Source organism: Stenotrophomonas sp. KH_029, from assembly GCF_057839765.1.
Genome location: NZ_CM174498.1, coordinates 2804818 through 2831303 on the forward strand (window position 1 = coordinate 2804818; position 26486 = coordinate 2831303).

At 68.4% G+C, this 26486-nt stretch carries 22 protein-coding genes and 2 tRNA genes; 10 read left to right on the forward strand and 14 right to left on the reverse strand.

Annotation, left to right across the window (positions count from 1 at the left end; genetic code table 11):
• The first annotated feature begins 219 nt into the window (after positions 1–219).
• From AC3ITM_RS12700 to AC3ITM_RS12710, 3 genes are all read left to right on the forward strand, one after another.
• The gene (locus tag AC3ITM_RS12700) at positions 220–657 is read left to right on the forward strand and encodes a hypothetical protein (protein ID WP_489265443.1); all 438 of its coding nucleotides are present in this window, start codon (positions 220–222) and stop codon (positions 655–657) included.
• Between the two features lie 105 nt (positions 658–762).
• A complete protein-coding gene (locus AC3ITM_RS12705) occupies positions 763–2088 on the forward strand; it encodes an acetamidase/formamidase family protein (protein ID WP_489265444.1) in 1326 nt (441 codons plus the stop codon).
• Between the two features lie 94 nt (positions 2089–2182).
• A tRNA-Ala gene (locus tag AC3ITM_RS12710) sits at positions 2183–2258 on the forward strand.
• 54 nt (positions 2259–2312) lie between these two features.
• Here the strand turns inward: AC3ITM_RS12710 and AC3ITM_RS12715 are convergent.
• Positions 2313–3605 carry an XVIPCD domain-containing protein gene (locus AC3ITM_RS12715; RefSeq protein ID WP_489265446.1) on the reverse strand — a complete coding sequence of 431 codons (1293 nt, stop codon included), beginning with the start codon at positions 3603–3605 and terminating at the stop codon, positions 2313–2315.
• A gap of 69 nt (positions 3606–3674) precedes the next feature.
• Positions 3675–4259, reverse strand: coding sequence for a hypothetical protein (locus AC3ITM_RS12720; RefSeq protein WP_489265448.1), 585 nt, complete (start codon positions 4257–4259; stop codon positions 3675–3677).
• Positions 4260–4450: 191 nt separating this feature from the next.
• On the opposite strand from AC3ITM_RS12720, the gene AC3ITM_RS12725 reads away from it, so the two are divergent.
• Positions 4451–4921 carry a hypothetical protein gene (locus AC3ITM_RS12725; RefSeq protein ID WP_489265449.1) on the forward strand — a complete coding sequence of 157 codons (471 nt, stop codon included), beginning with the start codon at positions 4451–4453 and terminating at the stop codon, positions 4919–4921.
• Positions 4922–5111: 190 nt separating this feature from the next.
• Complete coding sequence (locus tag AC3ITM_RS12730) at positions 5112–5663, forward strand: DUF3011 domain-containing protein (RefSeq protein ID WP_489265450.1); 552 nt, start codon at positions 5112–5114, stop codon at positions 5661–5663.
• A gap of 57 nt (positions 5664–5720) precedes the next feature.
• On the opposite strand, the gene AC3ITM_RS12735 is transcribed toward AC3ITM_RS12730, so the two are convergent.
• From AC3ITM_RS12735 to AC3ITM_RS12760, 6 genes are all read right to left on the reverse strand, one after another.
• Entirely contained in the window at positions 5721–5885 is a 165-nt protein-coding gene (locus tag AC3ITM_RS12735; protein ID WP_489265452.1) for a hypothetical protein, read from the reverse strand.
• Positions 5886–5973: 88 nt separating this feature from the next.
• The gene (locus AC3ITM_RS12740; protein WP_489265454.1) at positions 5974–7152 is read right to left on the reverse strand and encodes a Ca2+-dependent phosphoinositide-specific phospholipase C; all 1179 of its coding nucleotides are present in this window, start codon (positions 7150–7152) and stop codon (positions 5974–5976) included.
• A complete protein-coding gene (locus tag AC3ITM_RS12745; RefSeq protein ID WP_489265456.1) occupies positions 7149–9428 on the reverse strand; it encodes a TonB-dependent receptor in 2280 nt (759 codons plus the stop codon). The genes AC3ITM_RS12740 and AC3ITM_RS12745 overlap by 4 nt, the downstream gene beginning before the upstream one ends.
• 130 nt (positions 9429–9558) lie before the next feature.
• A complete protein-coding gene (locus AC3ITM_RS12750; protein WP_489265458.1) occupies positions 9559–10800 on the reverse strand; it encodes a TetR family transcriptional regulator in 1242 nt (413 codons plus the stop codon).
• Entirely contained in the window at positions 10784–12088 is a 1305-nt protein-coding gene (locus AC3ITM_RS12755; RefSeq protein ID WP_489265460.1) for an MFS transporter, read from the reverse strand. Before AC3ITM_RS12755 ends, AC3ITM_RS12750 begins: the two co-directional genes overlap by 17 nt.
• Before the next feature lie 114 nt (positions 12089–12202).
• Positions 12203–13225 carry an NADP-dependent oxidoreductase gene (locus AC3ITM_RS12760; protein ID WP_489265461.1) on the reverse strand — a complete coding sequence of 341 codons (1023 nt, stop codon included), beginning with the start codon at positions 13223–13225 and terminating at the stop codon, positions 12203–12205.
• A gap of 208 nt (positions 13226–13433) precedes the next feature.
• On the opposite strand from AC3ITM_RS12760, the gene AC3ITM_RS12765 reads away from it, so the two are divergent.
• Entirely contained in the window at positions 13434–13832 is a 399-nt protein-coding gene (locus AC3ITM_RS12765) for a hypothetical protein (RefSeq protein ID WP_489265463.1), read from the forward strand.
• Here the strand turns inward: AC3ITM_RS12765 and AC3ITM_RS12770 are convergent.
• Positions 13822–14643: an AraC family transcriptional regulator gene (locus AC3ITM_RS12770; protein ID WP_489265465.1), complete on the reverse strand. Its 822-nt coding sequence runs from the start codon at positions 14641–14643 to the stop codon at positions 13822–13824. The two genes, AC3ITM_RS12765 and AC3ITM_RS12770, sit on opposite strands and share 11 nt — an antisense overlap.
• Before the next feature lie 78 nt (positions 14644–14721).
• Here AC3ITM_RS12770 and AC3ITM_RS12775 point away from each other — a divergent pair, with 78 nt between their 5' ends.
• The 4 genes from AC3ITM_RS12775 (at position 14722) to AC3ITM_RS12790 (ending at position 17497) form a co-directional block, all read left to right on the forward strand.
• Positions 14722–15897 carry a YbfB/YjiJ family MFS transporter gene (locus tag AC3ITM_RS12775; RefSeq protein ID WP_489265466.1) on the forward strand — a complete coding sequence of 392 codons (1176 nt, stop codon included), beginning with the start codon at positions 14722–14724 and terminating at the stop codon, positions 15895–15897.
• A 186-nt stretch (positions 15898–16083) separates the two neighbouring features.
• Positions 16084–16159 (forward strand) — tRNA-Phe (locus AC3ITM_RS12780).
• A 274-nt stretch (positions 16160–16433) separates the two neighbouring features.
• The gene (locus AC3ITM_RS12785; protein ID WP_489265468.1) at positions 16434–16865 is read left to right on the forward strand and encodes a DUF1579 family protein; all 432 of its coding nucleotides are present in this window, start codon (positions 16434–16436) and stop codon (positions 16863–16865) included.
• Positions 16866–16957: 92 nt separating this feature from the next.
• On the forward strand, positions 16958–17497 hold the full coding sequence (locus AC3ITM_RS12790; protein WP_489265470.1) for a lipocalin family protein: 540 nt from the start codon (positions 16958–16960) through the stop codon (positions 17495–17497).
• 18 nt (positions 17498–17515) lie between these two features.
• Here AC3ITM_RS12790 and AC3ITM_RS12795 read toward each other — a convergent pair whose 3' ends face one another.
• The 5 genes from AC3ITM_RS12795 to AC3ITM_RS12815 all read right to left on the reverse strand — a co-directional run bounded on the left by AC3ITM_RS12795 (position 17516) and on the right by AC3ITM_RS12815 (position 25813).
• Positions 17516–18970 (reverse strand): amidohydrolase, encoded by a 1455-nt coding sequence (locus tag AC3ITM_RS12795; RefSeq protein ID WP_489265472.1) that lies wholly within the window; start codon positions 18968–18970, stop codon positions 17516–17518.
• 47 nt (positions 18971–19017) lie between these two features.
• Positions 19018–20814 carry an amidohydrolase family protein gene (locus AC3ITM_RS12800; protein WP_489265474.1) on the reverse strand — a complete coding sequence of 599 codons (1797 nt, stop codon included), beginning with the start codon at positions 20812–20814 and terminating at the stop codon, positions 19018–19020.
• Between the two features lie 14 nt (positions 20815–20828).
• Positions 20829–21830, reverse strand: a complete 1002-nt coding sequence (locus AC3ITM_RS12805; RefSeq protein ID WP_489265475.1) for a FecR family protein — start codon at positions 21828–21830, stop codon at positions 20829–20831.
• Positions 21814–22398 carry an RNA polymerase sigma factor gene (locus tag AC3ITM_RS12810; RefSeq protein WP_489265477.1) on the reverse strand — a complete coding sequence of 195 codons (585 nt, stop codon included), beginning with the start codon at positions 22396–22398 and terminating at the stop codon, positions 21814–21816. The genes AC3ITM_RS12805 and AC3ITM_RS12810 overlap by 17 nt, the downstream gene beginning before the upstream one ends.
• 61 nt (positions 22399–22459) lie before the next feature.
• Positions 22460–25813 carry a TonB-dependent receptor gene (locus tag AC3ITM_RS12815; protein WP_489265479.1) on the reverse strand — a complete coding sequence of 1118 codons (3354 nt, stop codon included), beginning with the start codon at positions 25811–25813 and terminating at the stop codon, positions 22460–22462.
• Positions 25814–26486 lie beyond the last annotated feature (673 nt).

Sequence of the window (26486 nt, forward strand, 5' to 3'; positions counted from 1 at the left end):
GTGGATGTTGCAGGTTGGTTGCAGGGCGCTGCGGGGGACGGCCGTCCATCCCCTGCCCTGACCTGAGGGCTATGCCGCCGGAAGTCGTGGCGCGGATTATGCCTGCCCGGCCGGCTGCCCGGAAGAGAGCAATGCGTCGCGCACTTGAGCCCGGCCGTCATCGCATCGACAATGCCCACGGGCACGCTGCGCTGCCCGTTGCCAGCACTAGGAACCCACGTGCGCCGTATTTACAGTTTGCTGTTGCTTGCCGCCCTCAGCGGCTGCGCCACCCTCACCCCTGCCCCGTGGACCGACGCTGCCGATGCAGTGCGCGCGGCCAATGTCGAGCCGGCCAGGCCCATTGCCGGCACCTTCGTGATGACCGTGCAGGCCATTGGTGGCGAGCGCGACCGGATCTTCCTCAATTCCGAACGCGACTATCGCAACCAGAACTGCCTGACCGTGGTCCTGGCGCCCGGGGTGGCCGAACAACTGGCGCAGCAGCTGGGCGTTGACGTGCCGGCGTTGCTGCACCGCCGGCTCAGTGTCCGTGGCCAGGCCCAGCGGGTGCGCATCCAGTTGACTACCGCCCAGGGCCAGGCAACCGACAAGTACTACTACCAGACCCATCTGCAGGTCGGCGACCCCGCCCAGATCGCCTTCGCCTCGCCCTGAGCCGGCACCGGGCCGCACGCCATCGGGCAGGCCCGCCTTTGGCACTTGCCCAATACGGCGATCCGGGCGAGAAGGAAGGCCCTGATCCGATCAAGACCGATGCCCATGCTGCGCCGCGCCCTGCTGCCCCTGATGCTGCTGTTGCCTGCTCCGTTCGCGCTGGCCGGCGATGCCCAATGGCTGGTCACCACCGACCTGTGGGGTAACCCCGCCTACCAGTTGCTGACCCTGCCCGACAGCGAAGGCGCCCTGCGCGGTCGCTTCGATGGCGACCCGCTGCAGGGGCGGCGGCAGGGTGACGCGGTGGACTTCACCGTGACCGGCAGCGATGGCGCGAGCTACCGTTTCCAGGGCAAGCAAACCCGGGATGCGCTGCAGGGCAGCGCCGACTACCCCGACACCAACACCGTCGGCGCCCGGGCCGAGCACGCCTTCAGCGCGCGCCGCCTGCCTGGCCGCCCGGCCGGCGGTGCGCGCCTGCATGCGTTCACGCCCACCAGCTGGTCCAACGAGTTCTCCGCGCACCGCGCGCCGGTGTTGACGCTGTGGCCTGGCGACAGCGTGCAGACCACCACGCTGGATTCGGGCGGGGTGGATGCGCAGGGCAAGACCCGCGCCTTGTTCGGCAACCCGCAGACCGGCCCGTTCTACGTGATGGATGCCGAGCCCGGTGACGTGCTCGCCGTGCACATCAGCAAACTGCGCTTGAACCGCGACTACGCCGACAGCCTGGACGACATCGTCGGCCGCGCCCTGACCCCGGCCCTGGCGGCCAAGGCCACCGCGCTGGGCAAGCCGGTGCGCTGGCAGCTGGACCGCGAACGCGGGCGCGCCCGACCGCAGCAGTCGAGCGGGCGACTGAAGGGTTTCTGGGTGCCGGTACAGCCCATGCTCGGCGGGCTAGCGGTCGCCCCGGGCTTTGGCAACCCGCCGATGTCCACCGGCGACACCGGCCGCTACGGCGGCAACATGGACTTCAACGAAGTCCGCGAGGGCGCCACCGTCTACCTGCCGGTGTACCAGCCCGGCGCGCTGCTGTACCTGGGCGATGCGCATGCGTTGCAGGGCGATGGCGAGACGTCGCAGTACGCGCTGGAGACCTCGATGGACGTGGAGTTCCGCGTCGAGCTGGTCAAGGCCAGGCCACAATCGGCGCCGCGGGTCGAATCGGCCACCCAGTTGATGGTGCTCGGCCAGGCCGGCTCGCTCGACGACGCCCTGCGCGCTGCCACCGCCGGCATGGCGCAATGGCTGGAGCAGGATTACGGCCTGGACCTGTCCGAGACCGCCCAGGTGATGGGCAGTTCGGTGAAGTTCGTGGTCGCCAACCTGGCCGGGCGCAGCGTCGGGGTGGCCGCCAAGCTGGACAAGGCCCTGCTCGGGCAGATTCCGCGCCGTGCGGCGGCACCGGCAACGGCAACGGCACCATGAACGGCCCCCTTGGCACGCACCGCCCAGCAGCGCTAGACTAGCCCGGTCCGATCGATTCGCAGCCAGGCTGCAGCGGCGGATGCTGCACCACCGTGGGGCCATAGCTCAGCTGGGAGAGCGCGTCGTTCGCATCGACGAGGTCAGGAGTTCGATCCTCCTTGGCTCCACCACTATTTTGAAAAGCCACCTCCGGGTGGCTTTTTTTTTGCGGCGTCGAAGGCCGCTCAGCCCATGCGCTGGCCGCGCCCGGCCAGATCCTGCTGTTGTTGTGCATCGTGCACCTGCTGCTGGGCCAGTTGCTGGTCCATCCCGGCGCTGCGCTGCAGGCTTTCCTGCGCCGGCGGTGCCGGCTGACCGACATCGACCATGGCACGGAAGCCCGGGGTGGTTCCGGTCAGATACAGGCGGTCATCAGCCAGCGTGACGTTGGCCAGCTCACCGGCGTGGCCGATACCGCCCTGCCGCGCGGCGACGGTGGCCGCCAATACGTGGGCATCGCCCAGCTGGGCCGGCACCTGCCCGCGGATGCGCTCGAACAGCGCGCGGTCGTTGGCCGACAGCAGCGGCAGGGCCTGGGTGGCCTCGGCGTCGCGGGCGAGCATCTGCGCCCGTTCGGCCGGCGCGGCAACCCAGTCGGCGCTGTGCTGCTGCACGGACTGGCGCAGGGCCTGCCCACTGTCCAGCGCGAATGTACGCTCCGGCGATGTGCCGGCCAGCACGGTCACCTGGATCCGGCCCTGGCCGGCCATCTTCAGCTGCAGCTCCGACAATCCCAGCCCTTCGCGCTCGGCGCGTGCCGCCACGGCCGCAGCCAGTTGTTCACTGTGCGCACCGCCGCCGATGCCGTTCTCCACTTCCATCCGGCCCACCGCGAGCAGGGCCCGACGATAGCTTGGGTGGCCCGGATGCGCGGGATCCTGCAAGGAGTCGGGCAGCGGTGATCCGGGCGAAGGCGGTTGATCCTGCTCGGTCAGCCGCTTCTGCAGCCAGCTGCGGTTCTCCGGCAGCGGGTTGCGTTCCTGCGTGTTCAACGGGCTGTCGGGGATGGGCGCCGGAATGCTGCGGATACGGTCGATGTTGTCCAGTACCTTCACTTCTCCCTCGAAGCCGGTGGCCGGCGACGCCTGGCCGTTACCCGCCGGCAGCTGCGCATGCAGCCCGGCGCGGTTCAGGCCGGTCCAGAGGAAGTCGACGCAGCTGTTGTGTGCGCCGTTGTAGTAGAGGTTGAAGAAGGTCTCCTTCCTGTCCGCGCCGGCCAAACCGTACTCGCTCAACGCCTGATATTGCTCGGCAGTGATCTCCATCGTGCGGGCGTAGACGGGCTGCTGATAGGAAACGTGCTCATTCTTTACCACCTGGCCCGGACCCCAGATACCTGTCTTTATCGGAGAGAACCCGTAGCCGGCACTTTCCCTGCCGTTGCTGATGGAGTAGTAGGCATGCCCGGCACTGGACGGATGATCTTCCTGCCCTTCTTTCCTGATCACCGTGCCCGGCGCCGCGAGATAGATGGTCACGGTATAAGCCGGTCTGTCAGCGCGCGTATGCGGGTGCCAGTCAGCAAATCGATCGTTCATCTCCGTCCCTCACTTGTAGTGGAAGTACGCTACCAACACCTCGAAGTTGAGGTGGCTGATCTGCGGATGCCCCTGCAGACTCTCCACCTCTAGGTGATAGCGCCCGGGCAGCGATGGAGAGATCAAGGCAATCTCGTGCGAGTCGTAGGCCATGTTCATGTCGAACCGGCCCTTGGCCTCCAGCGTCTCGGCATCCACGCCAACACCGCCATGGCGGGTGAACACATGCGATGTGTTCGCCTCGTAGGGGTAGGTGCCGTCGCTTGCGCGGACCAGATGCTGTTCCAACAGGGTGACCGGAATGCGCTGCTGCCCCTCGATCCGCCACAGCTGCACTTTGAGCGGAATATCCTCGTAATCGAGGTAATCATGGTCACCGGTCTCCATATCCGGCCGCCCCTTCGCCCCACCCGTGCGGAAGCCGATGAACACCATGCGTGGCCAGGTTCCGTCCGACCGTGCCGACAATTCGAAATCGGCTTCCACCCTGCCCCCCGCCTTGGCCAGCTCGAACGGCTTGGCCACCGGAAAGCGGTCGCCGTAGTCGCTCAACGGCAGCTTCGGCGAGCAGGCTGCCAGCAGCAGCACCACCATCAATCCCAGCCATCGACGCATTGGCACGACTCCCTTGAACGCAACGTTGACCGAGGGCCGGTCGACTATCGCAACGCCGGCCGCATGGAAGCGATTATGCCCAACGCAGTGCGCGGTTCCAGTGCGGTTTGCGACAGGCAGAGCGGTTGGATGTTGGCCGCGCCGGCATCGACCGGCTGTAGCCCCGCACGTTGGTCAAGAACCTTTTGGCTCAAGCAACCGGCCTGCCATTGACCGGCGTACAGGCTTCGCCAACACTGTCGATGACGCCCCGACACCGGGGCCGCGCCGATACCCGCATGCTGGATTTTCTACCTTTCCTGTTTCCCGCAGCCCTGATCGCCGTGGCCGTCTACTTCCGGTCGCGCGAGGGCCATGCGCCCACCAGCACCGAACGCCGCGCCGCACTGGCCTGGCTGTTGCTGCGCCGCCTGGTCTGTTTCAGCGCGTCGCTGCTGTGCGTCGTGGCAGCCGCGCTCTGTGGATACGCAGCACTGCAGTCGGTGTCCGCCACCGCACTGATCGGTGCCGTGCTGGCGCTGTCGATGGCCTTCGTGTTCGCCCACTGGGGCAGGTACGGCACGGGCCGCCCGCATTCGTCGGTGGCCGATGACAAACCGGTGCATGAGGCACGCCGAAAGCGCTACGGCTGGCGCTGGTGATACCGGGGTGCACGCTGCGCGGCGGCAGCGCTGCACCACCTGCACGGCCCGGAAATGTAAACAGTTGTAATCACGTTTATTATTGTTTATCCATACGATAAACCCGGAGTTAATCCAGAAAGCGCGCCTGGAAAATATCCCCGCGCGGCCTCCCTATACTCGCCAGCCCTTCACTCTGATGGCGATGTATATGCACTCCACTGCCCCTGCCCACCCGCGACCTCGCGTCGCCTTCCTGCTGTTCACCCTGCTGCTGGCCATCAGCGCAAACGTGCATGCGCGTGGCGATGATGATGACGACCGGCGTGGGCCGGTGCGCTGCGAATCGCATGCCAACAAGACCGAGCAGTGCCCCATCGATGGCCGCGCCCGCCTGGTCCGTCAACTGTCGCTGACCAAGTGCGTGGAAGACGAGAATTGGGGACAGGCGCGCGGTGCGGTCTGGGTAACCCGGGGCTGCCGCGCCGAGTTCATCGCCGAACGGCGGCACGAAGGTGGCTGGCGCCATCGCGACCATGACCGCGATTGGAACCTGGGCCGTGAGGATGGCGCGCGCGGCAAGGTGCTCAGCTGCGAATCCTTCAACCTGCGCGAGAAACGTTGCGAGGTCCGCGTAAGCCGCGGCGTGCAGTTGGTCAAGCAGAAATCCGCCACGCGCTGCCGCGAAGACCGCAACTGGGGCTGGGACCGCCGCGGCGTGTGGGTCAGCGACGGCTGTCGCGCCGAGTTCCGGGTCTACTGAACCCCACCGGCCCGCAGGCGCCCGGCGGACTGCCGAGCGCCGCACGGGCCACCATCCTCACCCCGCGCCGCCATCCTTGCGCGGCGGCCGGCGGGTATTGGCATCGTGGATCTTCTGGTCGGTCTGGCCGGGCCGCTGCTTGGCGGTTTCATCCTGCTTGCGGTCCTGCTGGCTCTCCTGGACGCCTTGCTGCTTGCCCTGCTGCCTGTCGTTGCTGGTCATGCCCTGTACCCATCGGAACGTGGCACCCAGCGTCGCACGGCGCCCGTGATGCGCCGGTCGCCGTGGCGTGCGCGCCGTGTCCGTACGGTCACTCGCCCGCATTCACCGGATTGGGACGCAACCCGCCCGGGAACGGTGGCACCACGTAGCCATTGCCGAAGATGTTCGGCGCGAACGGGTAGTCGGTCGAGATGATCTGCGCACCGCTGGCCAAGGCCGCGTCGCGGCGACGGGTATCGTCGCGGCGGGCTTCGCCGGTGTCGATGTCCGCGCGGCTGCGCACCAGGTAGCCCTGCGCCACCAGTTGCCGGATCTCGTCGCCGCGGGTCAGCGCGTTGTCGATCATCACAAAGGCCGCGTGCGGCATCCCGGGACGGCCCTGCACGAAGGCCATGCGCCCTTCCAGGTTGGGATGCCCATCCAGGTACGGCGCAAAGGTCTTCAGGTTCAGGCCGGGCACGATCATCAGGAACACGAACTTGCCGCGTGCCGCCGACAGCGCCGGCCACTGCCCTGCTTTCGCCGCCGCTTCCAGCGTGGGTTGCCGGCCGCGCAGGTCGTCGGGGGTGACCACCCGTTCTCTGCCCAGTATCTGGGCGATGGACGCATCCATCTCGGCGAAGGCGCGCGCGTCGAACGGCTGCACCGCGGTGGCGTCGGGAATCATGGTGGTGAAGCTGGCGAACTTCGGCTCCAGCAGCACGAACACCGGCGAATGCCCCGGGTTGGCATCGGACCAACCCCGCATCTGCTGCAGGCACAGGCGCAGGGTCGGGCAACTGCTGCGGAAATCCACATCCACCATATGCAGCGTCTTCAGGCCGGGCTCGCGCAACGCCTGGTCGAACAGCGGCTCCAGATCGCGCTCGCCGCGCGCGCGCAGCAGCCGATAGGGCAGCGGATCGACGAAGCGGCCACCGTCGTGGTCGACATTGAGGTCCAGCTCCACGCTGCGCAGGCCCGCGCGCAGTTGGGTCTCCAGGGTCGGGAAGCGGTACTCCAGCGCCGGGCGCAGGCCCGCTTCGAAACTGTTGGGGTGCTCGTCGGCGAAGTCGCGTCGCATCTGCTCGGGCATCTGCTTCATCATGCCGCTGATCAACGGCGTCAGCAGCGGGTCCATCACCGCGAACACGCGTGGGTCGGCCGGCTGGCTGTAGCTGTTGTGGGTGCCCACCACCTGGATCTGGTTGAGGCGCGGTTCGGCGGCGGCAGCGGTGGTATTCACCGCCAGCGCGACCAGGCCGGCGTACAGGACATCGCGGATCATTTGGCTTCCCCCCAACCCTGGAAGCGCACCCGGATGCCGAACATGCGCGGGTTGGCGCGGATCGCGGTGGGCACCCCGAAGTATTTGCCGCCGTTGCCGACGTCGCGCACCCACTGGCGGTCGAAGGCATTCTCCACATAGGCTTCGACCAGCACCGCGCCGTCGTTGCGCTCCAGCCCGGCACGCAGGTCGACCAGGCCGAAGGCCTTCTGGCTCTCGCTGTCGAGGTTGTCGTTGTTGAGGTAGTACTTCGAGCGCCAGGCATAGTTGGCGTTGCCGAACGCCTCCCAGCGCCCGAACGCGGCACCGCGCCAGTCCAGGGTAAGGCTGGCGGTATGCGTGGGCGCCATCCGGAACACATTGCCGGAGCGGTCCACCAGGCTGCCGTTGACCACCTCGAAGAAGCTGTCGTAGCGGGTGTGCAGGTAGGCATAGGCGCCGGACACGGTCAGCGACGGGGTCAGCTGCCAGGCACCGCTGAGCTCCAGCCCGTAGGCCGACGCCTTGCCGGCGTTGACCATGCCCACGGTGAGGTCGGTGGCGCGGGTCTGGAAGTCCTTGTAGTCGTAGGTGAAGGCCGCCGCATCGAAGTAGAAGCGCTTGCCCACCGTACCCTTGGCGCCCAGCTCGTAGTTCAGTACCTCTTCGGTGCCCAGCTTGCCGAACACCGGCTGCGCCACACCGTTGACCGGTACGGCGAAGCTGATCTGCGGGTAACCCGAGCGCAGCCCGCGCGACACCCCGGCGTAGAGGTTGATCTGCTCGCTGGCGCGCCAGGTCAACGCGGCGCGCGGCTGCACCATGCTGAAGTCCGCGCGGGTGCCGAACTCCTGGCCCAGCGAATTGCCCAGCCCGTTGGGCATCGCGATCGGCGCGATGCCATCGACCGTGCCGACCGAGGCCGCATTGCGCACCCGCGCCTGGTCCTGGGTGAAACGCACGCCGGCATCGAGGGTCAACGCCGGCTGCAGGTCATAGGACGCATTGACGTAGGCCGAGGCGCTGCCGCGGTGGTTGCGGGTGCTGTTGAGCGTGTACACGCCGCTGGTGACCGGCCGCCCCTGGAACCGGGTCACCGGGGTGGTGTTGCGCGGGAAGCCGGCCAGCAGGTACTGCTCGTTGATGGTGGTCTGGCTCAGGTTGTAGGTCTTGTCGTCGTAGTAGCCCAGCCCGAATGCGGTGCGGAAGCGGCCGCCGGCATCGTAGGCCAGGCGGAATTCCTGGCTGAGGATGCGCTGGTCGTCGGCCCAGTTACGCCCGACCAGGAAGGGATAGGTGGTGCCGTCCATGTCCCAGGATTCGGCGAACGCCACTTCGCGCCAGGCGCTGATCGAACGGATCTGCCAGACATCGGACAGGGTCCAGTCGGTCAGCAGGGTCACGCCGGTCTGGCGGCGCTGCTGTGGCGGGTTGTAGGCGGTCTGCGCGGCATCGGAATACGGGCTGGTGTCGCCGCCCGGCGAGGCGATGTTGATCGCCTTGGTCATCACAAAGCCATCGTCGTCGGCCTGGTGGTCGACGATCAGGTCCATGCTCACGTCATCGCGCGGCAGCCAGCGCAGCGACATCCGCGCGGCGGTCATATCGTCATCGTTGAGCTTGTCGCCGCCGGCCAGGTTGCGCACGTAACCGTCGCGCCCGCGCTTGCGCACCGCCAGGCGCAGGCCCAGTTCGTCCTTGACCAGCGGCGCGTTCAACACTGCGGTGGCGCTGTACAGGTTGTAGTTGCCGAGCTGGCCTTCCATCGACCATTCCCAGTTGGAGGGATCGGCCTTGCGCGTGTATACCGCGATCGCGCCGATCTGCGCGCCGCGTCCGTACAGCGTGCCCTGCGGCCCCTTGGCCACTTCCACCCGCTCCAGGTCGAACAGTTCCTTGAGCATGCCGCGCGAGCGGCTGGTATCCACGTCGTTGAGGAAGAAGGAAATGCTGGGCTCGGACACCGCGCCGGAATTGCCTGCTTCGATGCCGCGCATCACGAAGCTGGCCGAGCTGTCGGTCTGCTGCTGCACGAAGAAGCCCGGAATGCGGGTGGACAGGCGCTCGAAATCGGTGAAGTTCTGCTTTTCGATTTCCTGCCCGGTCACAGCGGCGATGGAGATCGGCACGTCCTTGATCGACTGCTCGCGCTTCTGTGCGGTGACCACCACTGCATCGAGCGTGGCGGCCTCGGTGCTGGCGCGCGCCTCCTGGGCAGACACTTGTTCAGACACCTGCAGGCCCAGCAAGGGCAGCAGGGCGAGGCACAACGTGGAAGGTTTGAAGGTGGCGCACATGCCGGAATCCCCTGGATCGGTTCGTGATCGGGGGCGATGCTAGGCGCAGGCAATGACAGATGGATTACGGTTGTACGAAACTCACCGGCAACACATACGGGCAATCCAATGGTCGACACAAAACACTTGTTCAGCCCCTGAGTGCAACAAGCAACCAGTCCAGCAGCGCGCCCGGCGCGCGCACCGCCTCCCCACCCACCGCCGCCAGCGCCGAGCCCCCCAGGCCGACCAGCGCGGCCACCTGGCCGTCCAGGCCATCCACCTGCCCATGCCCGGACTGGCGCAGGATGCGCACCAGGTTTTCGCCGCGCAGGCGGCGCAGGTCGGTCGCCTGGGGCACCAACCCGGGATCGCGTGCCGCCGCCAGACTGATCGCCAGGGTGCCGCGCATGGTCACCCGCTGGCGGCGTTCGGGCGAATCCACGCCCGGTGCCGGCATGCGCCCCTGCGCGACCAGGTAGACCATTTCCTGCCCGGCCCACAGCAGGTCGCGACCGCTGCGGCAGTGGTAGGCCACGGTAGAGGCCGGAATGCCCAGGCGTTCGCCCACCGCGCGGTGGGTCACCGCTTCGGCCCCCTCTTCCAGGATCACCTCGCAGGCGGCCACCGCGATATCGCGGCGGCGGCCCGGTTCGAGCAGCGCAGAATCGGCCTGCGGACCGGGCAGGCCCAACTGCGGGTCCAACCGCTGCACCAGCGCGTCGAACAGGGCGCCACTGGAAAGTCCGTCGCGCCGCGCCGGATCCAGCCGCTGCGCCAGCCGCCCGATCGCCATCCGCCGCAGCAACCGGTAGTCCGCGTCCGCCCCCAATGCCAGCCCATGCACGCCTTCGTCGCTGACATAGGCAAACACCACATCGGCCCACGCCTCGCTGCCGGCGATGCGGCCATCGAACAACGCGCGCCAGAAATCGCGGCGCGCCTGCAGCCAGGGGCGCAGGTGCAGCGCAAGCGCCGGATCGACGCCGGCGCGCAGCAGCAGGTCCGCCCAGATCAGGCTGGTCAGGCGCGCTGCGCTGGTGCCGGCGTCGCGCTGTGCGTCGTCCAGGTACAACTCCACCGTGGCCGCCAGGGTCGGCGGATCGAACTGGCGCACAGCGGCCAGCCGCACCCGCCAGGCATCGTGCCAACGCGCGTCGCGCTGGCGCTCGGCGTCGAGCAGCCGCTGCACGATGTCGGCCTTGCTGCCCAGGTGGTAACTCAACGTGGCCAGGGTGACCCCACCGGCTGCGGCCAGGCGCCGGAAGCTCAAGGCACGCGCGCCCTGCAGGGCCAGCTCGCGCCGCGCGATGGCAATCAACTGGTCGGCCTGGGTGGCCGGCGCATCCGCCGCGCCCTCGCTGCGCTCCTTGGCCTCAACAGGTTTTGCCATGCACCCTCTCCATCCGTATTGCGGAAAAATACCGCCAGGCCAGCGCGAAGACGATGCAACCCAGTGCACCGATGGCTGGGCCGGACGCCATCAGCCAGATGATCCGCGCGTTGTCGGCGCCACGATAGTCCAAACCGCCCAGCGCGGTACCCAGCAGCAACGCCCCCAGCGCCAGCGCCAGCTTCGAGGTGGCGGTCAACGCCGCGTACGCCAGGCCGATGCGCGCGCCCGGCAAGGTCGCCGCGGCGTCGGCATAGGCAACCCACAGGGTCAACCCCAAGCCGCCACCGGCCATGCCCAGCAGGATCGCGCAGCACAACGCCAGCCAGGGCTGGCGTGCGCCCAGCAGCCACAACCCCGCGCACGCCAATAGCAGCACACCGAAGCCGATCACCCGCCCGGTCCATTCGCGCCCGGCGATCAGCCGCCGCCACAGCGGCTGCGACACGATCGTGGCCAGCGCGCTGGCCGTCACCAGCGCGCCGCCCCAGCCCGGCGAGCGCAGCACGTGCACGGCAAAATAGGGCTCCAGCTTGCCGAACAGCGGCACGCTCGACAGCAGCAGGAAGAACAGGCCCAGCAACGGCCACGGCGGCGTGACCCGCGCGGCAGCCACGCAGGGCAGGCGCAGCGGCGCGCGTGCGCCTTCATGGCGCAGCACCCGCCACAGCCAGTACGCACTGCCCAGCGCCACCACCGACATCAACACGGTCAGCAGCAGGAAGCGGGTGGCCTGGCTGGGCACGCCGTCGTCCACCAGCAGCGGTGCCACCGCCATCGCCAGCCCCAATCCGGCCGCGCCACTGACCGCGATCCGGGTCGCCGCGCCGCGCGCGCGTCCGGCGTGGTCTGCCGTGGCCAGGCTGAGCAGCACGTTCTGCGGCGTGTCGTACACGCTGTAGCCCACGCGGAACAGCAGCGCCATGCCCAGCGCGAACGGCAGGCGCAGGTCTGGCGGCAAATGCGCGGTGGTGAACAGGCCAACCAGCGCCAGCGCAGCGACCACCGCCCCCTGCAACTGCAGCAGCGCGGCACTTGCCACGCACGCCAGCGCGTTACGCAGCGCATGGCCCACCAGCAGGTCGCTGGCCGCGCTGGCCAGCAGGCTCAGCGCAATCACCGCCCCCATCGCGGCGGGCGCCAGGCCGGCCGCTTCGGTAAGGAAGAAGGCAAGCAGCAGTTCACCGGCCTGCCAGAACAGGCTCTTGCCGAAATGGGCAGTGGCATAGGCCAACGAGGCCTGGCGATCGCCGCCAAACAACACGCGCGCCTGTCCCTGCAAGGGCACCGCCCTACCCGCCATGCCCCATCACCCCACCGCCGCCGGCCAGCGCGGCAGTGTGGGCGGCGGTAATGATGGCTTGATGACAGCGGCCGCGGCCCGGTGGGCGCACCGGTGCGGCTAGGCCAGCCTGACCACCAGCTTGCCGAAGTTGCGCCCCTTGAGCAGGCCGAAGAATGCCTCCGGTGCCTGCGCCAGGCCCTCGACGATGTCTTCGCGGTACTGCACCCGGCCGTCCTGCAGCCACTGGCCCATGTCGGTCAGGAACTGTGGGAACAGAGCATGGAAATCGGACTGGATGAAGCCGCGCACGGTCAGCCGCTGGCGCAGCACCTGGCTCATGAAACCGGGCAAGCGGTCCGGGCCGGGCAGCACCGCGTCGCGCGCGTTGTAGGTGGCGATGGTGCCGCACACCGGAATGCGCGCGAAATCATTGAGCAGCGGCACCACCGCCTCGAACACATGCCCGCCCACGTTCTCGAAATACACATCGATACCGTCGGGCACCGCAGTACGCAGCTGCGCGGCGAAATCGGCGGCGCGGTGGTCCAGCGCCACGTCAAAGCCCAGCGTTTCCAGGTAACGGCGCTTGTCTTCGCCGCCGGCGATGCCCACCGTGCGCACGCCCTGCAGCCTGGCGATCTGGCCAACGGTGGCGCCAACCGGGCCACTGGCTGCGGCCACCACCACGGTTTCACCGGGCTGCGGCCTGCCGATTTCGTGCAGGCCGGCATAGGCAGTGAAACCCGGCATGCCGTACACGCCCAGCGCGGTACTGATTGGCAGGCCATTGTCCTGCAGCCGGCGCGTGATCGCATCGCCGTCGACCAGCGCATGGGTCTGCCAGTTGCCCGTCACCAGCACGCGCTCGCCCACCGCGAAACCGGGATGCTGCGAGGCCAGCACCTCGGACACGGTGCGCCCTTCCATCACCGCATCCAGCGCCACCGGCGCGGCGTACGAACGCCCTTCTTCCATGCGTCCGCGCATGTATGGGTCCAGCGACAGGTACAGGTTGCGCAGCAGCACCTGGCCCGGGCCGGGCGTGGGCACGTCCACCTGCTCAAGGCGGAAGTTGGCGGCAACCGGCTCGCCCTTGGGGCGCGAGGCCAGCACGATGCGGGTAGCGGTGATCTTGCTCATCGAACGAACTCCGGAGGGATGCAAAGGGAACCGCGACAGTACGCGCCGCCAGCCCGTGCAGGCGTGGGGTAAAACAGCGTTCCACCCGTGGGGCGTGGCTGCGCTGCGCGCAGGCCCTGCGCGACGGTGATCGATGTTGCAGGTGGTGCCACAGCATTCCAGCGGCGTCGCCGCGGCAGGTTGCACAACGCTGGTGCATCATTGCCCGATGACCAAGCTTCCCGCCCACCTGCGCCGCCACCTGTCGCGCTACCTGCTGCTGTTGATATCGGCCACTACCGCGTTGGGCCTGCTGCTGTTTGCCATCCTGGGCACCGAACCAGGCTGCCTGGCCGCGCAAGGCCACTGGTCATCGGCGGCCGGCCAGTGCCATACGCGCCTGTGCCTGCTGCAGGGCGACTGCGGGCAGAGCGCCGCGCCCATCACCGGCTGCGCGAAGGTGAAGCCCGGCGACAGCCGCGGGCGCGTGTATTTCCACCTGGGCAATCCGCTGCCCGGTGCCGGCAACGCAGCGCAGTGGCCCGACAGCAAGGCCGGCAACGGCATGATCCTCGCGCGCTTTGAGGACGATCGCCTGGTCAGCCTGGCGTGCCCGGTCACGCCGTAGGGCGTGCGCGCTTCCACTGCAGCGGGCTCATGCCGGTCTCGATGCGGAACATGTAATTGAACGCCGACGCCGACGCGTAGCCCAGCTCGTGGGCGATCACGGTAGGCGACCGTCCCTGTGCCAGCCATTCGATCGCGCGCAGCAGGCGCAGGCGGGTGCGCCAGGCGCGCACGCCCATGCCGGTGTCGCGTTCGAAATGGCGCGCCAGCGTGCGCGTGGACGCACCCAGCTGGCGCGCCCAGTGGTTCATGTCGTGGCTGTCGCCCGGGTGGTCGTACAAGGCCTGGCACCACCGCTGCAGGCGCGCGTCCTGCGGCCAGGGCAGATGCCGCGCGTGACGGGGTTGGCGCAGCAGCTGCGCGCCAATCACGGTGCACAGGCTGGCGTGGTAGTGCGCATCATCTTCGGCACGGACGCCATCCAGTTCGATGATCAACGCGCGCAGCAACGGCGATACCTCCAGTACGACGCAGTGGTCGGGCATGCCGGCGGCAGCGGCGGCAGTCACATACAGGTTGCGGAACGCGGTGTTGCCCAGCGCGCGGGTGTGGTGCAGCGTGCCGGTCGGCACCCACAGTGCCTGCTGGGGGGTGATCACGTAACGCGCGTTGGCCGCGGTCACCTGCAGCACCCCTTCGGTGGCGAAGGCCAGCTGGTTCCAGGCGTGCACATGGGGCGGGAAGTGCTCGCCAGCGGCCATCTGCCGGCTGTGGGTGAGCACCGGCGCGGGCAACCGGCGCAGCGGCGGCACCGCCAGCTCGCGTCCCGAGGCGGTAGCAGGCACGGCCCGGGTTTGGCGGCTGGTCGACATGATGGGGCATTCTATCGAAAGACAGCGCAGGCCACGGTCGTGGAGGATGGGGCTGCCCCCACCTGCAACCCGCCGCCGATGCCCCCTGCCCCGCCCGCCCCTTCCCCCCTGCAGCCCTGGCAGGTGATCAGCGCCGGCATCTGCGCCCTGGTCCTCACCGTGGGCCTTGCCCGATTCGCCTACACCCCGCTGCTGCCGTTGATGCGCGTGGACGCCGGGCTCAGTGCCGCACAGGGCGGCTGGCTGGCCACTTTCAACTACGTCGGCTACCTGCTGGGCACCGCGCTGGTGGCGCGGGTGGGCGACATGCGGCAGAAATTCCATTTCTACCGGATCGGCCTGCTGCTGGCGGTGGTCGCTACCGCACTGATGGGGCTCACCACCACGCCGTGGCTGTGGAGCCTGCTGCGCCTGCTGGCCGGCCTGTCCAGCACCGCCGGCTTGCTGCTGGCCTCGGGGCTGGTGCTGAACTGGCTGCTGGGCCAGCAGCGGCGGCCGCGGCTGGGGCTGCACTTCGCCGGGCTGGGGCTGGGCATCGTGGTCTCCGGCCTGGCCACCGCCGCGCTGGCCGGCCATGCCGGTTCCAGCGCGCAATGGCTGTGGCTGGGCGCGCTGGGACTGCTGTTTCTGTTGCCCGCCTGGGGCTGGATGCCCGCGCCCACCCCGGCCAGTACCGCACAGGCCGCCGCCGCACCGGCGCCACCGGGCCCACGCTGGCGCCGGCTGCTGGTGGCCGCCTATTTCTGCGCCGGTTTCGGTTTCGTGGTCAGCGCCACCTTCATCGTCGCCATCCTGGAGCAGACCGCCGCGTTCGCCGGGCACGGCAGCGCGGTCTGGGTGCTGGTCGGGCTGGCCGCGGTGCCGTCCACCTTCGTCTGGGACCGGCTGGCCGCGCGCATGGGGCTGATCGGCGCATTGATGCTGGCCTTCGCGCTGCAGGCGCTGTCGTTCGTGCTGCCGCTGCTGGGCGACGGCCTGGCCGCCGGGCTGGGCAGCGCGCTGCTGTTCGGGCTGACCTTCGCCGGCATCGTCAGCCTGACCCTGACCGTGGTCGGCCGCCATTACCCGCACAACCCGGCCAAGGCAATGGCCACCCTTACCCTGAGCTACGGCGTGGCCCAGATCGTGGCCCCCGCGCTGGCCGGCACGCTCGCCCGCGACAGCGGCTCTTACCAGGCCTCCCTGCTGCTGGCGGCGATCGTGATGGCGATCGGCATCGTGCTGCTGTGGTGCATGCCCGACGACACCCACTGAGCGCCTGGCGCGCTGAACCGATGTTCATGCGCAGCGCAGGCCGGCACGGGCACGCCGACCGGGCCGTTGCGCGCGCGCCAGCGAGGCCTGGCAACAAATGTGAAATTTTTTCCGCGAAAGGCTTGCCGAACCCTGCATACCTCCGTATTATTCGCGTCCTCGCCAGCGGCAACGCAGCGATGAAGTGGCCGAGTAGCTCAGTTGGTAGAGCAGGGGATTGAAAATCCCCGTGTCGGCGGTTCGATTCCGTCCTCGGCCACCATAAATTCAAATGACCTGCAGAAATGCAGGTCATTTTTTTTTGCCTCCTGCCCACGCCAGGGTCGAAGAACAGCAGCCGCGAACGCGGGAAACGAACGCGCTGCAAGACATGTCAAGGCCCTACCCTGTGCGGCGAACATCATGCATCGGCTTTGCGTAGCCGATCCCTCCCGCACAGCGTTCAACACGCCATGGCGCCCACAGAGCTCACCCCAGCACCGCCTTACGTCGCCAGGCGAGTTGCACCCTCGCCAAGGCATGGGCATCCTCACCCCATGAGCGCGAATCGAATGTCCCGTCTGGGTGTATTCATTGGCACCTGGAACACAACCGGCGAAGTACTCCCGACCGAGGATGCGCCGGCCAGCACGTTGTCGGCCACCGACACCTACCGCTGGCTGCCCGGCAAGCACTTCATCGTGCATGACGTGGACGCACGCTTCAGTGGCAACCCTGTCCGATCCATGGAAATCATCGGCTTCGACGCTGCAGGCAAGCGGCATTTCGCCCGTTCCTACGACGACCAGGGAACAACCGAGCTGTTCGAGGTGGCACTGAAAGGCAGGCGCTGGACCATCACCGGTGCGTCCGTGCGGTTCAAGGGCGCGTTCAATGCAGATCACAGTGAGCTGACCGGTCTATGGGAACTGAAGGGTAGAAAAGCGGGCTGGCAACCGTGGATACAACTTCGTCTGATCCGCGCCTGATCGTTGCACTCCTCGTCAGGCCATGACGGAAACTTTACATTCCGCCTTCGCCCTGCCCCTAAGCTCGGACCGTCCCGTCCGGAGTGCCGTCGATGCGCCTGCGCAACGCGTGGTTGGTCCTGATTGCCCTGCTCGGCAGCGCGCCGCTGTGGGCGGCCTCGCCGGTGACATCGGTCGATACGCTGGACATGGGCCGCTACGCCGGCAAGTGGCATGAGATCGCGCACCTCCCGGTGTCGTTCCAGAAAAAGTGCATCGGCGATATCACCGCCACCTACGCCTTGCGCGCCGAAGGCCGGATCAGCGTGCACAACGTCTGCCGCACCGCCGAGGGCGAGCGGCTTGCCGCCGAGGGCGTGGCGCGGCCGGTCAAGGGCCATCCCGGACGGCTGCAGGTGCGCTTTGCGCCGGACTGGCTGGCGTGGATGCCACTGGTGTGGGCCGACTACTGGGTGATCGCGCTGGACCCGGACTACCAGTGGGCGCTGGTCGGCGACCCGGACCGCAAGTACCTGTGGATCCTGTCGCGCGCGCCCAGCATGGACAGCGCGCTGTTCGCCCGCATCACGTCACGGGCCGAAGCAATGGGCTACGACCTGGCACCGCTGAAGGTGATGGCGCCGCTGGACTGAGCCGGGCGTGCTGCGCCGCTACTGCTTGATCTTGCTGCGATAGTCCAGCGGCGGGTCGCTGCGCTCCAGCAGGGGCGTGTAACGGAAACCGGTACCCCGCCGCTGCTCGAACTCGGCCCTGGCCGCGGACACGGTCTGCGGCGACTGCAGCAGCGCCACCGTGGCCAGTGCCAGCACACGCGCCGCGTTGAGCGCGCCCTTGTCGCCGATCGGCGCGCCCGAGGCGGCCACCGCCTGCCAGCTGTGCGCCGGCGTGCCCGGCACCCAGGTGGCGGTACTCAGGCCCACCGTGGGGACATTCCAGCTGACATCGCCGACATCGGTCGATGCGCCACCGGCATGGTCGGCGCGGTAAGGCGCCAGTGCCGCCGCCGTGGACAAGGCCGGGCGCCGCTCCAGGCTCCGCTGCAGCTGTTCGGCGAACGCCGTGTCGGCACGGTCGTAGACCACCCCACCCACCTGCTGCAAGGCCTGCTGCATGACCTGGCCCAGCACATCATTGGGCAACAGCGAGTACACCCCGCCGGTGGGCTCGAAGCCCACCTCGGTGCCGGTGCCCATCGCCGCGCCGCGCGCGGCCTGCTGCAGGCGGCCGATCACATCGCGCACCACCGCCGGATCGACATGGCGCACGTAGTAGTAGACCTCGGCCGCATCGGGCACCACGTTCGGTGCGGCGCCACCGTCGGTGATCACGTAATGGATGCGGGTGCCGTCGGGGACGTGCTCGCGCATCATGTTGGCCATGTGGTCCAGCGCCTCCACCCCATCCAGCGCCGAGCGGCCGCGCTCGGGCGACAGCGCGGCATGCGCGGCGACGCCCTTGAAGCGGAACTTGCCGCTGATGTTGGCCAGGCTGGTGCCCTGCGCGGCGGAGTTCTCCGCCGATGGATGCCAGTGCAGGGCGACATCGACATCGTCGAACAGGCCGGCGCGGGTCATGTACACCTTGCCGCTGCCGCCCTCTTCGGCCGGCGTGCCGTAGACCCGGATCTCACCCTCGCTGCCGCTGGCCTTGAGCCACTGCGCCACCGCCTGCGCCGCGCCCACCACCGCCGCACCGAACAGATTGTGCCCGCAGGCCTGGCCGGCATCCTGGCCGGGAATCGGGCTGCGCGTGGGCACGGCGGCCTGGGCCATCCCGGGCAACGCATCCATTTCGGCCAGCAACGCGATCACCGGGCCGTTGCCGCGCCGCCCGTAACGGGCCACGAACGCGGTGGGCATGCCGGCCACCCCGGCCTGGATGTTGAAACCGGCCGCGCGCAGTTCCTGCTGCAACAACGCCGACGAGTGGGTTTCCTGGTAGCCCATTTCCGGCTGCGCCCACAGCGCGCGGCCGACCTCGGCCTGGCGCGCGGCATAGCCATCCACCGCTGCCAGCACGCTGGGCGGTGCGGCGGCCACCATGCCCGGCAGCAACAACACAGCGCTCGCCAGCACCGACAGCACGCAACAACGGGGCAGCTTCATGGAATTTCCCGGCAAAGGCCGGCACCTGGGCGCCGACAGAAGAGTGCTCAGTAGAACTGCAGGTTGTCGATCTCGAACCAGATCCTGCCGCCCGGTTCGCCGCTGGCGATGACCACCAGTTGCTGCAGGTCATCGCCGCGCCACACCGGCAGCGGGCCCTTGGCCCGGAACGGTGGTTGGCCCTGCAGGGCAGCGAAGGGAATCTGCACGGTCTGCCATTGCCCGGTCGCCGCCAACGGCGCGCTCCAGCGGCGGCCGTCCAGCCCACGCGCTTCCAGCTGCAGCGTGGCCGCACCGCGCACATCCACGCGCACGCCCTGCCAGCGGCGCAGGTCCACCGGCGCCACCGAGCCACGGCTGAGCGGCACGATCACCGCCGCATACGCCTGCGCCTTGCTGGACAGCCGGGCCTGCATCGACAGCGCCTTGCCGCCCTGCTCGCGGTCGACCACCGTGGTCACCTGCACGGTGCGGTCATTGCCGCCGTCGGCCTCATCGGTGCGCAGGGTATCCAGCGCGGTGCGCTGGTCGGCACGCTCGAAATCGTCGACCAGGGCCTGGATGCGCAGCGGCGGCAGCGAGGTGGCGCGGTTGCCGGCCGGCAGCTGCACGCCCTTGCCCACCACCTGGCGCCCGGCCACGTACACCTGTTGGGTATTGCGCACATCGCCGATGCGCTGCCACGGCTGGCCCTTGACCAGCAGCAGGTCGGCGCGCTTGCCGACCTCGATGGTGCCGCGGTCGGTCAGCGCCAGCGCTTCGGCACTGGCCGAGGTACCGGCCAGCAGCGCCTCGCTCGGGGTCAGCCCGGCCTGCACGAACAACTCCAGCTCACGCAGGGTGGAGGTGCCGTGCGGGGTGCCGGTCATGCCGGCATCGGTGCCGAGCACGATCGGAATGCCGGCATCATGCAGGGTCTTGACGTTGTGCAGGGCGTTGGCGAAGTTCGCCTCGCGCTGGCGGTAAGCGTCGCTGTCGGCGCGTGCCTTGCCGCTGCCGTCCACGCGCTCGGGCAGGTACACCGCCAGCGACGGTGCGTAGCGGGTACCGTGCTGCTTCATCAGCGCGATCAGTTCGGCATCGGCCGGCCCGTCCTGCACGCTGTGCGCCAGCGCATCCACGCCGGCCCGCGCGGCGGTCTTGCCGCGCTTGACCATCACCGTGTGGGTGAACACCCGCAGCTGCTGGCGGTGCGCCTGGGCCACCAGCGCGGCCAGGGTTTCCTCGTCCATGCTGCTGTTGTCGGCCGCATTGGAATAGCGCCAGCCGTCGGTGAAGGCCTTGATGAAGTCCGGCTGGTAGGCCGCCAGCTGCTTCACCGCGGCGGTGGCCGCCTCGGGCGAATTGACCCAGCGCGTGGTGTTCTCATCGCCCCAGTCGGCGCCATGGCCCAGCGGCGTACTCATCCGCGCGGCGAACTTCACCTCCGGTGCGGCGATGCTCTGCAGCCAGGCACGGCGTGGCGCATACGCCTCCGGCGCCTGGTGGAAATCGCTGACCGTGGTCACCCCGGCGGCCAGGTAGCGGTTGGCGATCTGCGGCAGCGTGGCCGGCTGCGCGTTGGGGGTCCAATGGGTGTGCAGGTCGAACAGGCCCGGCAGCAGTGCCTGGCCCTTGGCATCGACTTGGCGGGTGCCCGTCGGCGCCTTGAGCGCGTTGCCGATCGCGGCGATGCGGCCGTCCTGCACCAGCACGCTGGCCGGATAGGCCGGCCGGCCGGTGCCGTCGAACACCATCGCATTGCGGATCAGCACGTCGTTGTCGGCGGCACCGGTCAGGCCACTGGCCAACAACAGGGTGGTCAGCAGCGCCAGGCGGCGGGCACGGGTCACGGTGGTCGGCATGCGGGTGTCCTGGTTCATTGCAGTGAGCGCGGCGCGCTGTGGAGGGCATTGTTGTGGCTGCGCAGCCAGACCGCGTTGCCCTGCTGCTCCACCTCCAGCCCCAGGCTGAGCGCGACACTGCGGGCAAAGCCGATCGGATCGTTGGCCGAGTACAGGCCGACGATGCGGCGGCTGCCCACCAGCGGGTCGTCGATCATGATGCGCACGTCGCTGTAGCGCAGGAACTGCGCGGCAGCCACCGACAAGGTGTCGCCGTTGAACGAGAGCATGCCCTCGCGCCAGGCCAGTTGCTGGTCCAGGTCGTCATCGCCGACGCTTTCGATGCGGATGCCATGGTTGCGGTTGGCCAGCGCACGGTGGTTGGCCTGCAGCCGGGTCGGGGCGACCGCGCCGCTGGCATTGGCGACATCGACGATGCCTTCGCGCACCAGCACCTCCACCCCGCGCGTGCGCTGCTCGTTGAGACTGACCGAGAAGCTGGTGCCCACCGCGGTCACCGCGGTATCGCGGGCCACCACCACGAACGGGCGGGCACGGTTCTTGGCTACATCGAACAGGGCTTCGCCGCGCAGCAGGATGATCTCGCGGCGCTTGGCGGTGTAGTGCACGCGCACCGCCGCACCCGAATCCAGGGTCACCGCCGAGCCGTCGGCCAGCGGCACGCGCAGGATTTCGCCCTTGTGGGTCAGGTGGTAGTCGCCGGCATCGGTGTGCTCGTGCACGCCCAGCGCCATCAGGCACAGCGTGGCGGCCAGCCCCATCGCCCACTGCAGGCGCGGCGGCCTGCCCGGCGCACGTCGGGCGGCCGGCACGCGGTCGGCACTGCCCAGCGCGCGGGCACGCCCGCTGCGCGCATACACCGCATGCGCACGCGCATAGGCGCCGAAGTGGCGGCGGTCGGCGGCCAGCCAGCCATCGCGCTCGGCCACCTCGCCGGCATCGAGCGGGCCGCGGTCCTCGCGCGCCACCCAGCGGGCGGCGGCGTCATCGATCGGGTTTTCAACGGCGCCGTGCATGGACCGCCTCCCTGTTGTCCGGTTTCCCTGTGGACCCTGCATTGCCTGCATCCTGTTTCATCGACTCCATCAACAACCGAATACCCTTGCACACGTGCTTTTCCACCGTGTTTTCGCTGATCTGCATGCGTTCGGCGATTTCCCGTTGCGAGAAACCCTCGACCCGTCGCAACACGAACGCCTGGCGGCATTTGTCCGGCAACTGCGCGATCAGCGCGGTGACTTTGTTGAGTTCCTGGCGCGAAGACGCCAGCCGTTCCGGTGATGCTTCCTCACCGGTCATCGGCAGCCGATCGAACTCGGCCACCATTTCCATCGATACCACCTGGGCCCGCCGCAACTGCTGCAGCACCACCGACTGCGCCACCTGGTACACATAGGCGCGCGGTGCGCGCACATGCGATACGTCGGCCAGCGCGGCCAGGATGGCGTAGGTTTCCTGGATCACATCATCCACGTCCTGTGGCTGGGCCATGCGCCTGCGCAGCCAGTCGCGCAGGCCCTGCTCGCACGGCAGGACGTGCTCGGCCAACCACAACGCCCGCTCTGCTGCCAATGTCGCGCCCATTCAAACTCCTGCTGCGCTGCCCGGCACGGGCCGGGCAGCGGTGTAAGGAAATAACCGCGGCTCAGAATGCCTTGGTCACGCTGGCATACCAATAGCGCGGATAGGCCTGGTAGATCGCCGAGGAATAACCATAGCTGTCATCGGATACCGGCGGCCGCTTGTCGGCGATGTTGTTGGCACCAAGCTTCACCGACACCCCGCTGAACAGCCCTTCCTGCTGGAAGTCGTACTTGACGAAGGCATTGGCCAGGGTCTGCGACTTCACCGTCCACGGCGTGCCGTCGGCCAGGGTCAGGCTGGTTTCGTGGTAGCTGCTGGCATAGCGCGCGCTCGCCCCGACGGTGAGGTTCTGGTAGCGCCAGGTCAGGTTGCCGCTCCACTTCCACTTCGGGTTGCCACCGTCGCCGATCAGGTCGCCGCCACCGCTGATGGCGATGGACGGATCGACCAGGCCGCTGGCCTTGGCATCTTCCAACGCCTGCAATGCCGGCGAGCGGTCGCGGTAGAACTCGATCAGGCGGGTGCCGTTGAGGCCCACGTCGAAGCGGCCCACGCGGGTTTCCGGCGAACTCCAGGCGAAGCTGTAGTCCACCCCGCGCACGGTCTGCGGCTGCATGTTGACGTACTGGTCGGTGACATACAGCACCTTGCCGGCCGCTTCCAGCCCGCTGCCGGCAAAGCGCGCGATGTCATCGGGAGTGGGCGCGGCGCGCACCACATCAGGGTTGCTGCTGCCCTGTTGGCGCAGCATGTAGTCCAGGATCAGGCCGTTGCCTTCGCCGAACAGGCCGATGATGCCTTCCTGTTCGTACTTGTAGTAATCCACCGCGAAGGTGAAGCGGCCGAAATCCTCGGGGATGAACTGCGGCTGGAACACGATGCCGGCGCTGGTATTGGTCGAGGTTTCCGGCTTCAGGTCCGGGTTGCCCGAGCGCCGCGCAGTGGTGGAAGAGCGGTAGGTGCTGCCGCAATCGTTGATCGAGCCCAGCGCGCCGGAGCGCACGTCGGCTTCGCACTGGATGTAATCGGTGCGGGTATTGGAGCGGCTGACCACGGTGGCGTTGACCTGCTCCAGGTTCGGCGCGCGGAAGCCCTTGGCCCAGGAAGCGCGCACGGTGAGCCCGTCGATCACGGTCCAGCCCAGCGCCAGCTTGGGCTTGGTGACGTTGCCGAAATCGCTGTAGTGCTCGGCGCGCCCGGCCACCTGCAGGTCCAGCGCACGCACCAGCGGGATGCCCATCTCGCGCGAGACCAGCGGCACGGAGAACTCGGCGAACAGGCCGGCCACAGTACGCGAGCCTTCGGTGTCCGGGGTCGGGCTGACCCCGTACATGTCGCTGGGGTAGCCGATGCCGGTGATGGGGTCGGTATAGGTGAGGCTGCCGTCCACGCGCGCGTCGCGGTCATCGCGCTGGGTTTCGCGGCGCACTTCCAGCCCGGTGGCCATGCCGACGTCGCCGGCCCAGGTGCGCAGCAGGTCCGGCCGCGACGCCTTCAGGTCCCACAGATACAGCTCGGTCTCGCTGCGGCGGGCGGCCTTGTAGAAGAACCTATCGAGCTTGCTGAAGTCGTTGCAGCCGCCACAGAACGGGTTGTAGGCCGCGCTGGTGGCGTCGGTCAGCGCCTGCTGGAACAGGGTCATGCTGACCGCGTCCTGGGTGTCGACTACCTTGGCCGCCGAATACAGCGCGGCGGTTTCCCAGTCGAAGCCGAAGTGGAAGCCACGCAGGCCGGCCAGCGCGCGCACCTGGGTGTTCTTGACGTCGATCTGGGTGGGGCGCTCGAAGCGGTAACTGCTGATGCTGACCGGAATGCCGCCGGCGGCCACGTTGAGGTTGGCCAGGCGGTTGGGATTGACGCTGCCATCGGGCAACCGCGCCGCGCCGAAGGGGTTCCAGTAGTTGCTGGCGGCCACGGTCATCGGCAGCGCGGCGATGGTGTTGACGCCGGACTGCACGCTGCGCGCCTTGGACTGGTACCAGCCGGCTTCGCCGAAGGCGGTGATGCCGTTGTCGAAGTCGTGCTTGCCGGTCAGGAACAGGTTGACACGGTGGACGTCGGGGGTGATCGACAGCGGGAACTGCACCTGCTGGTTGTCCAGCAGGTTGCGGTCGGCAGCGGCGGTGGCCTTGCTGCCGGACTGTACGCACAGGCCCGGCGCCAGCGCGGCGTTGCAGCCAGTGTTGGTGGCCGGTTGCACGTGGAAGGCGCCGGCGGCGGTGGTCAGGAAGGTGGTGCCCTGGCGGACGCGCGGACCGATCGCGGTGAAGTTGCCCCACGGGCTGTTGCTGTTGCGGTTGTCGGTGCCGCTGAGGCCTTCGAACGCGGTGCCGACGAAATCCGCCGCGCGGTCGGCGCTGCCGGTCCAGTCCTGGTCCAGCGAGTTCAGGCCGGTGGTGGCGTAGTAGTTGAAGGCCAGGGTGACGTTGCTGCGCAGGTCGGCCGAGTTCTTGCCGACCAGGCCGTTGATGCCCACGTCGCGCAGGTTGGTCCCTTCGCCGATGCCGCGCTGCACGCTGATGGTGCCGCCGTCGACGTCGTCGCGCAGCACGTTGTTGACCACGCCGGCGACCGCGTCGGTGCCGTAGATGGCGGCGGCGCCGTCGAGCAGCACTTCGACCCGGCGCAGGTTGGCCACCGGGATGGTGTTGGCGTTGTAGGCGAGCACGGGGACGAGGTTGCCGTCGGCCTGGCTGGTGGGGTGCACGACGGTGCGGCGGCCGTTGATCAGCAGCAGGGTGTTGCCGACGCCCAGGCCACGCAGGTTGACCGAGGCGATGTCGCCACGCGCGTAGTTGGAGCTGTTGCCGCCGTTGGTACCACTGAAGGAGACATCGCCCATCTGCGGGATGGAGCGGTACAGCTCATCGCCGGAGACCGCGCCGGTGGCTTCGATCTGTTCGGCCTGCAGGGTCGCCACCGGCAGCAGTGCGGCCGATTTGGCGCCCTTGATCTGGGTGCCGACCACGGTGACCGAGTCGAGGGTGACCGGTGCGTCGCGGGCCGGCTCGGCGGCCGGCGGCGCCACGGCCGGGGCCGAGGCCTGCGCAGCCAGTACGGCGCTGCCGCCCAGCGAGGCCAGCAATGGACGATCGGCGCGCAATGTAATGGTACGGCCATCATCGGAAGCGACACTGAGCCCGGTCCCGGCCAGCAGTTGCTCCAGCGCCCGGCGCGCGTCCATCTGGCCGCGCAGGCCGGCCACGGCGATGCCACCGTCACGCTCGCCCACGGCGGGGCTGATGATCTGGACCCCGGCCTGGCGGGCGAATTCGGGCAGTGCCTGCTCGATACGCCCCCCGGCGATATCGAAACTGGCCTGCTGGGCCAGCGCGGGCGCGGCTACGCCCAGTGCCGACACCAACAGGCCTCCGCGGATGGCCTGGGCCAACGGCTGCAACTTGTACGAACGCATGGATACTTCCCCGTGAAAGTGAACATGAGCGGCGATGTTTCGTACCCCCCTGAACAACCAAGATGCACCGGCGCGCGTGTTCCGCCATCGGGTGTGGAGGTTCGTTGCTCCCTGGGCCGACTTTACGGGCTTGGCGGGGCAAGCGGTGGAGCGGCTTTGAGGCTTTGAGGCTTTGGAGCGATAGAGCGAAGCGGCATTGCTTGTCTGTCGCTGGTGGGGGCGGGTCGTATGGGTTTGCAGGACACGCCGTAAATACGTCCCTGTAGGCTCGGCGAAAACATCCATGTTTTCGACGGTCCTGCAAACCCATACGACCCGCCCCTCCGACAATTGGCTGGTGCGCAAGGGAAAAGCCGGCTGTTTCTTCCTGTGAGGGGAGCAAAGAAGGTTTGGTGGGTAGGTGCCGAGCTTGCTCGGCACTACTCCTCTCCACCCAATGCTGGCGCCCCGCTCCACTGCCTTCGATCGCGCTGCGTTTGATCTTCCCCGGCACACCAGCCATGTGTGGAAGGGCGGGCGTGGGTGGGTTGGCGGGACCGTCGAAAACATGGATGTTTTCGCCGAGCCTACATGGACGTATTCACGGCGTGTCCCGCCAACCCACCCACGCCCGCCCACCCCAGGCCACCCGCCAGCTGCCAAGCTCTTGCTTCGACTTCGACTTCGGCTTCGG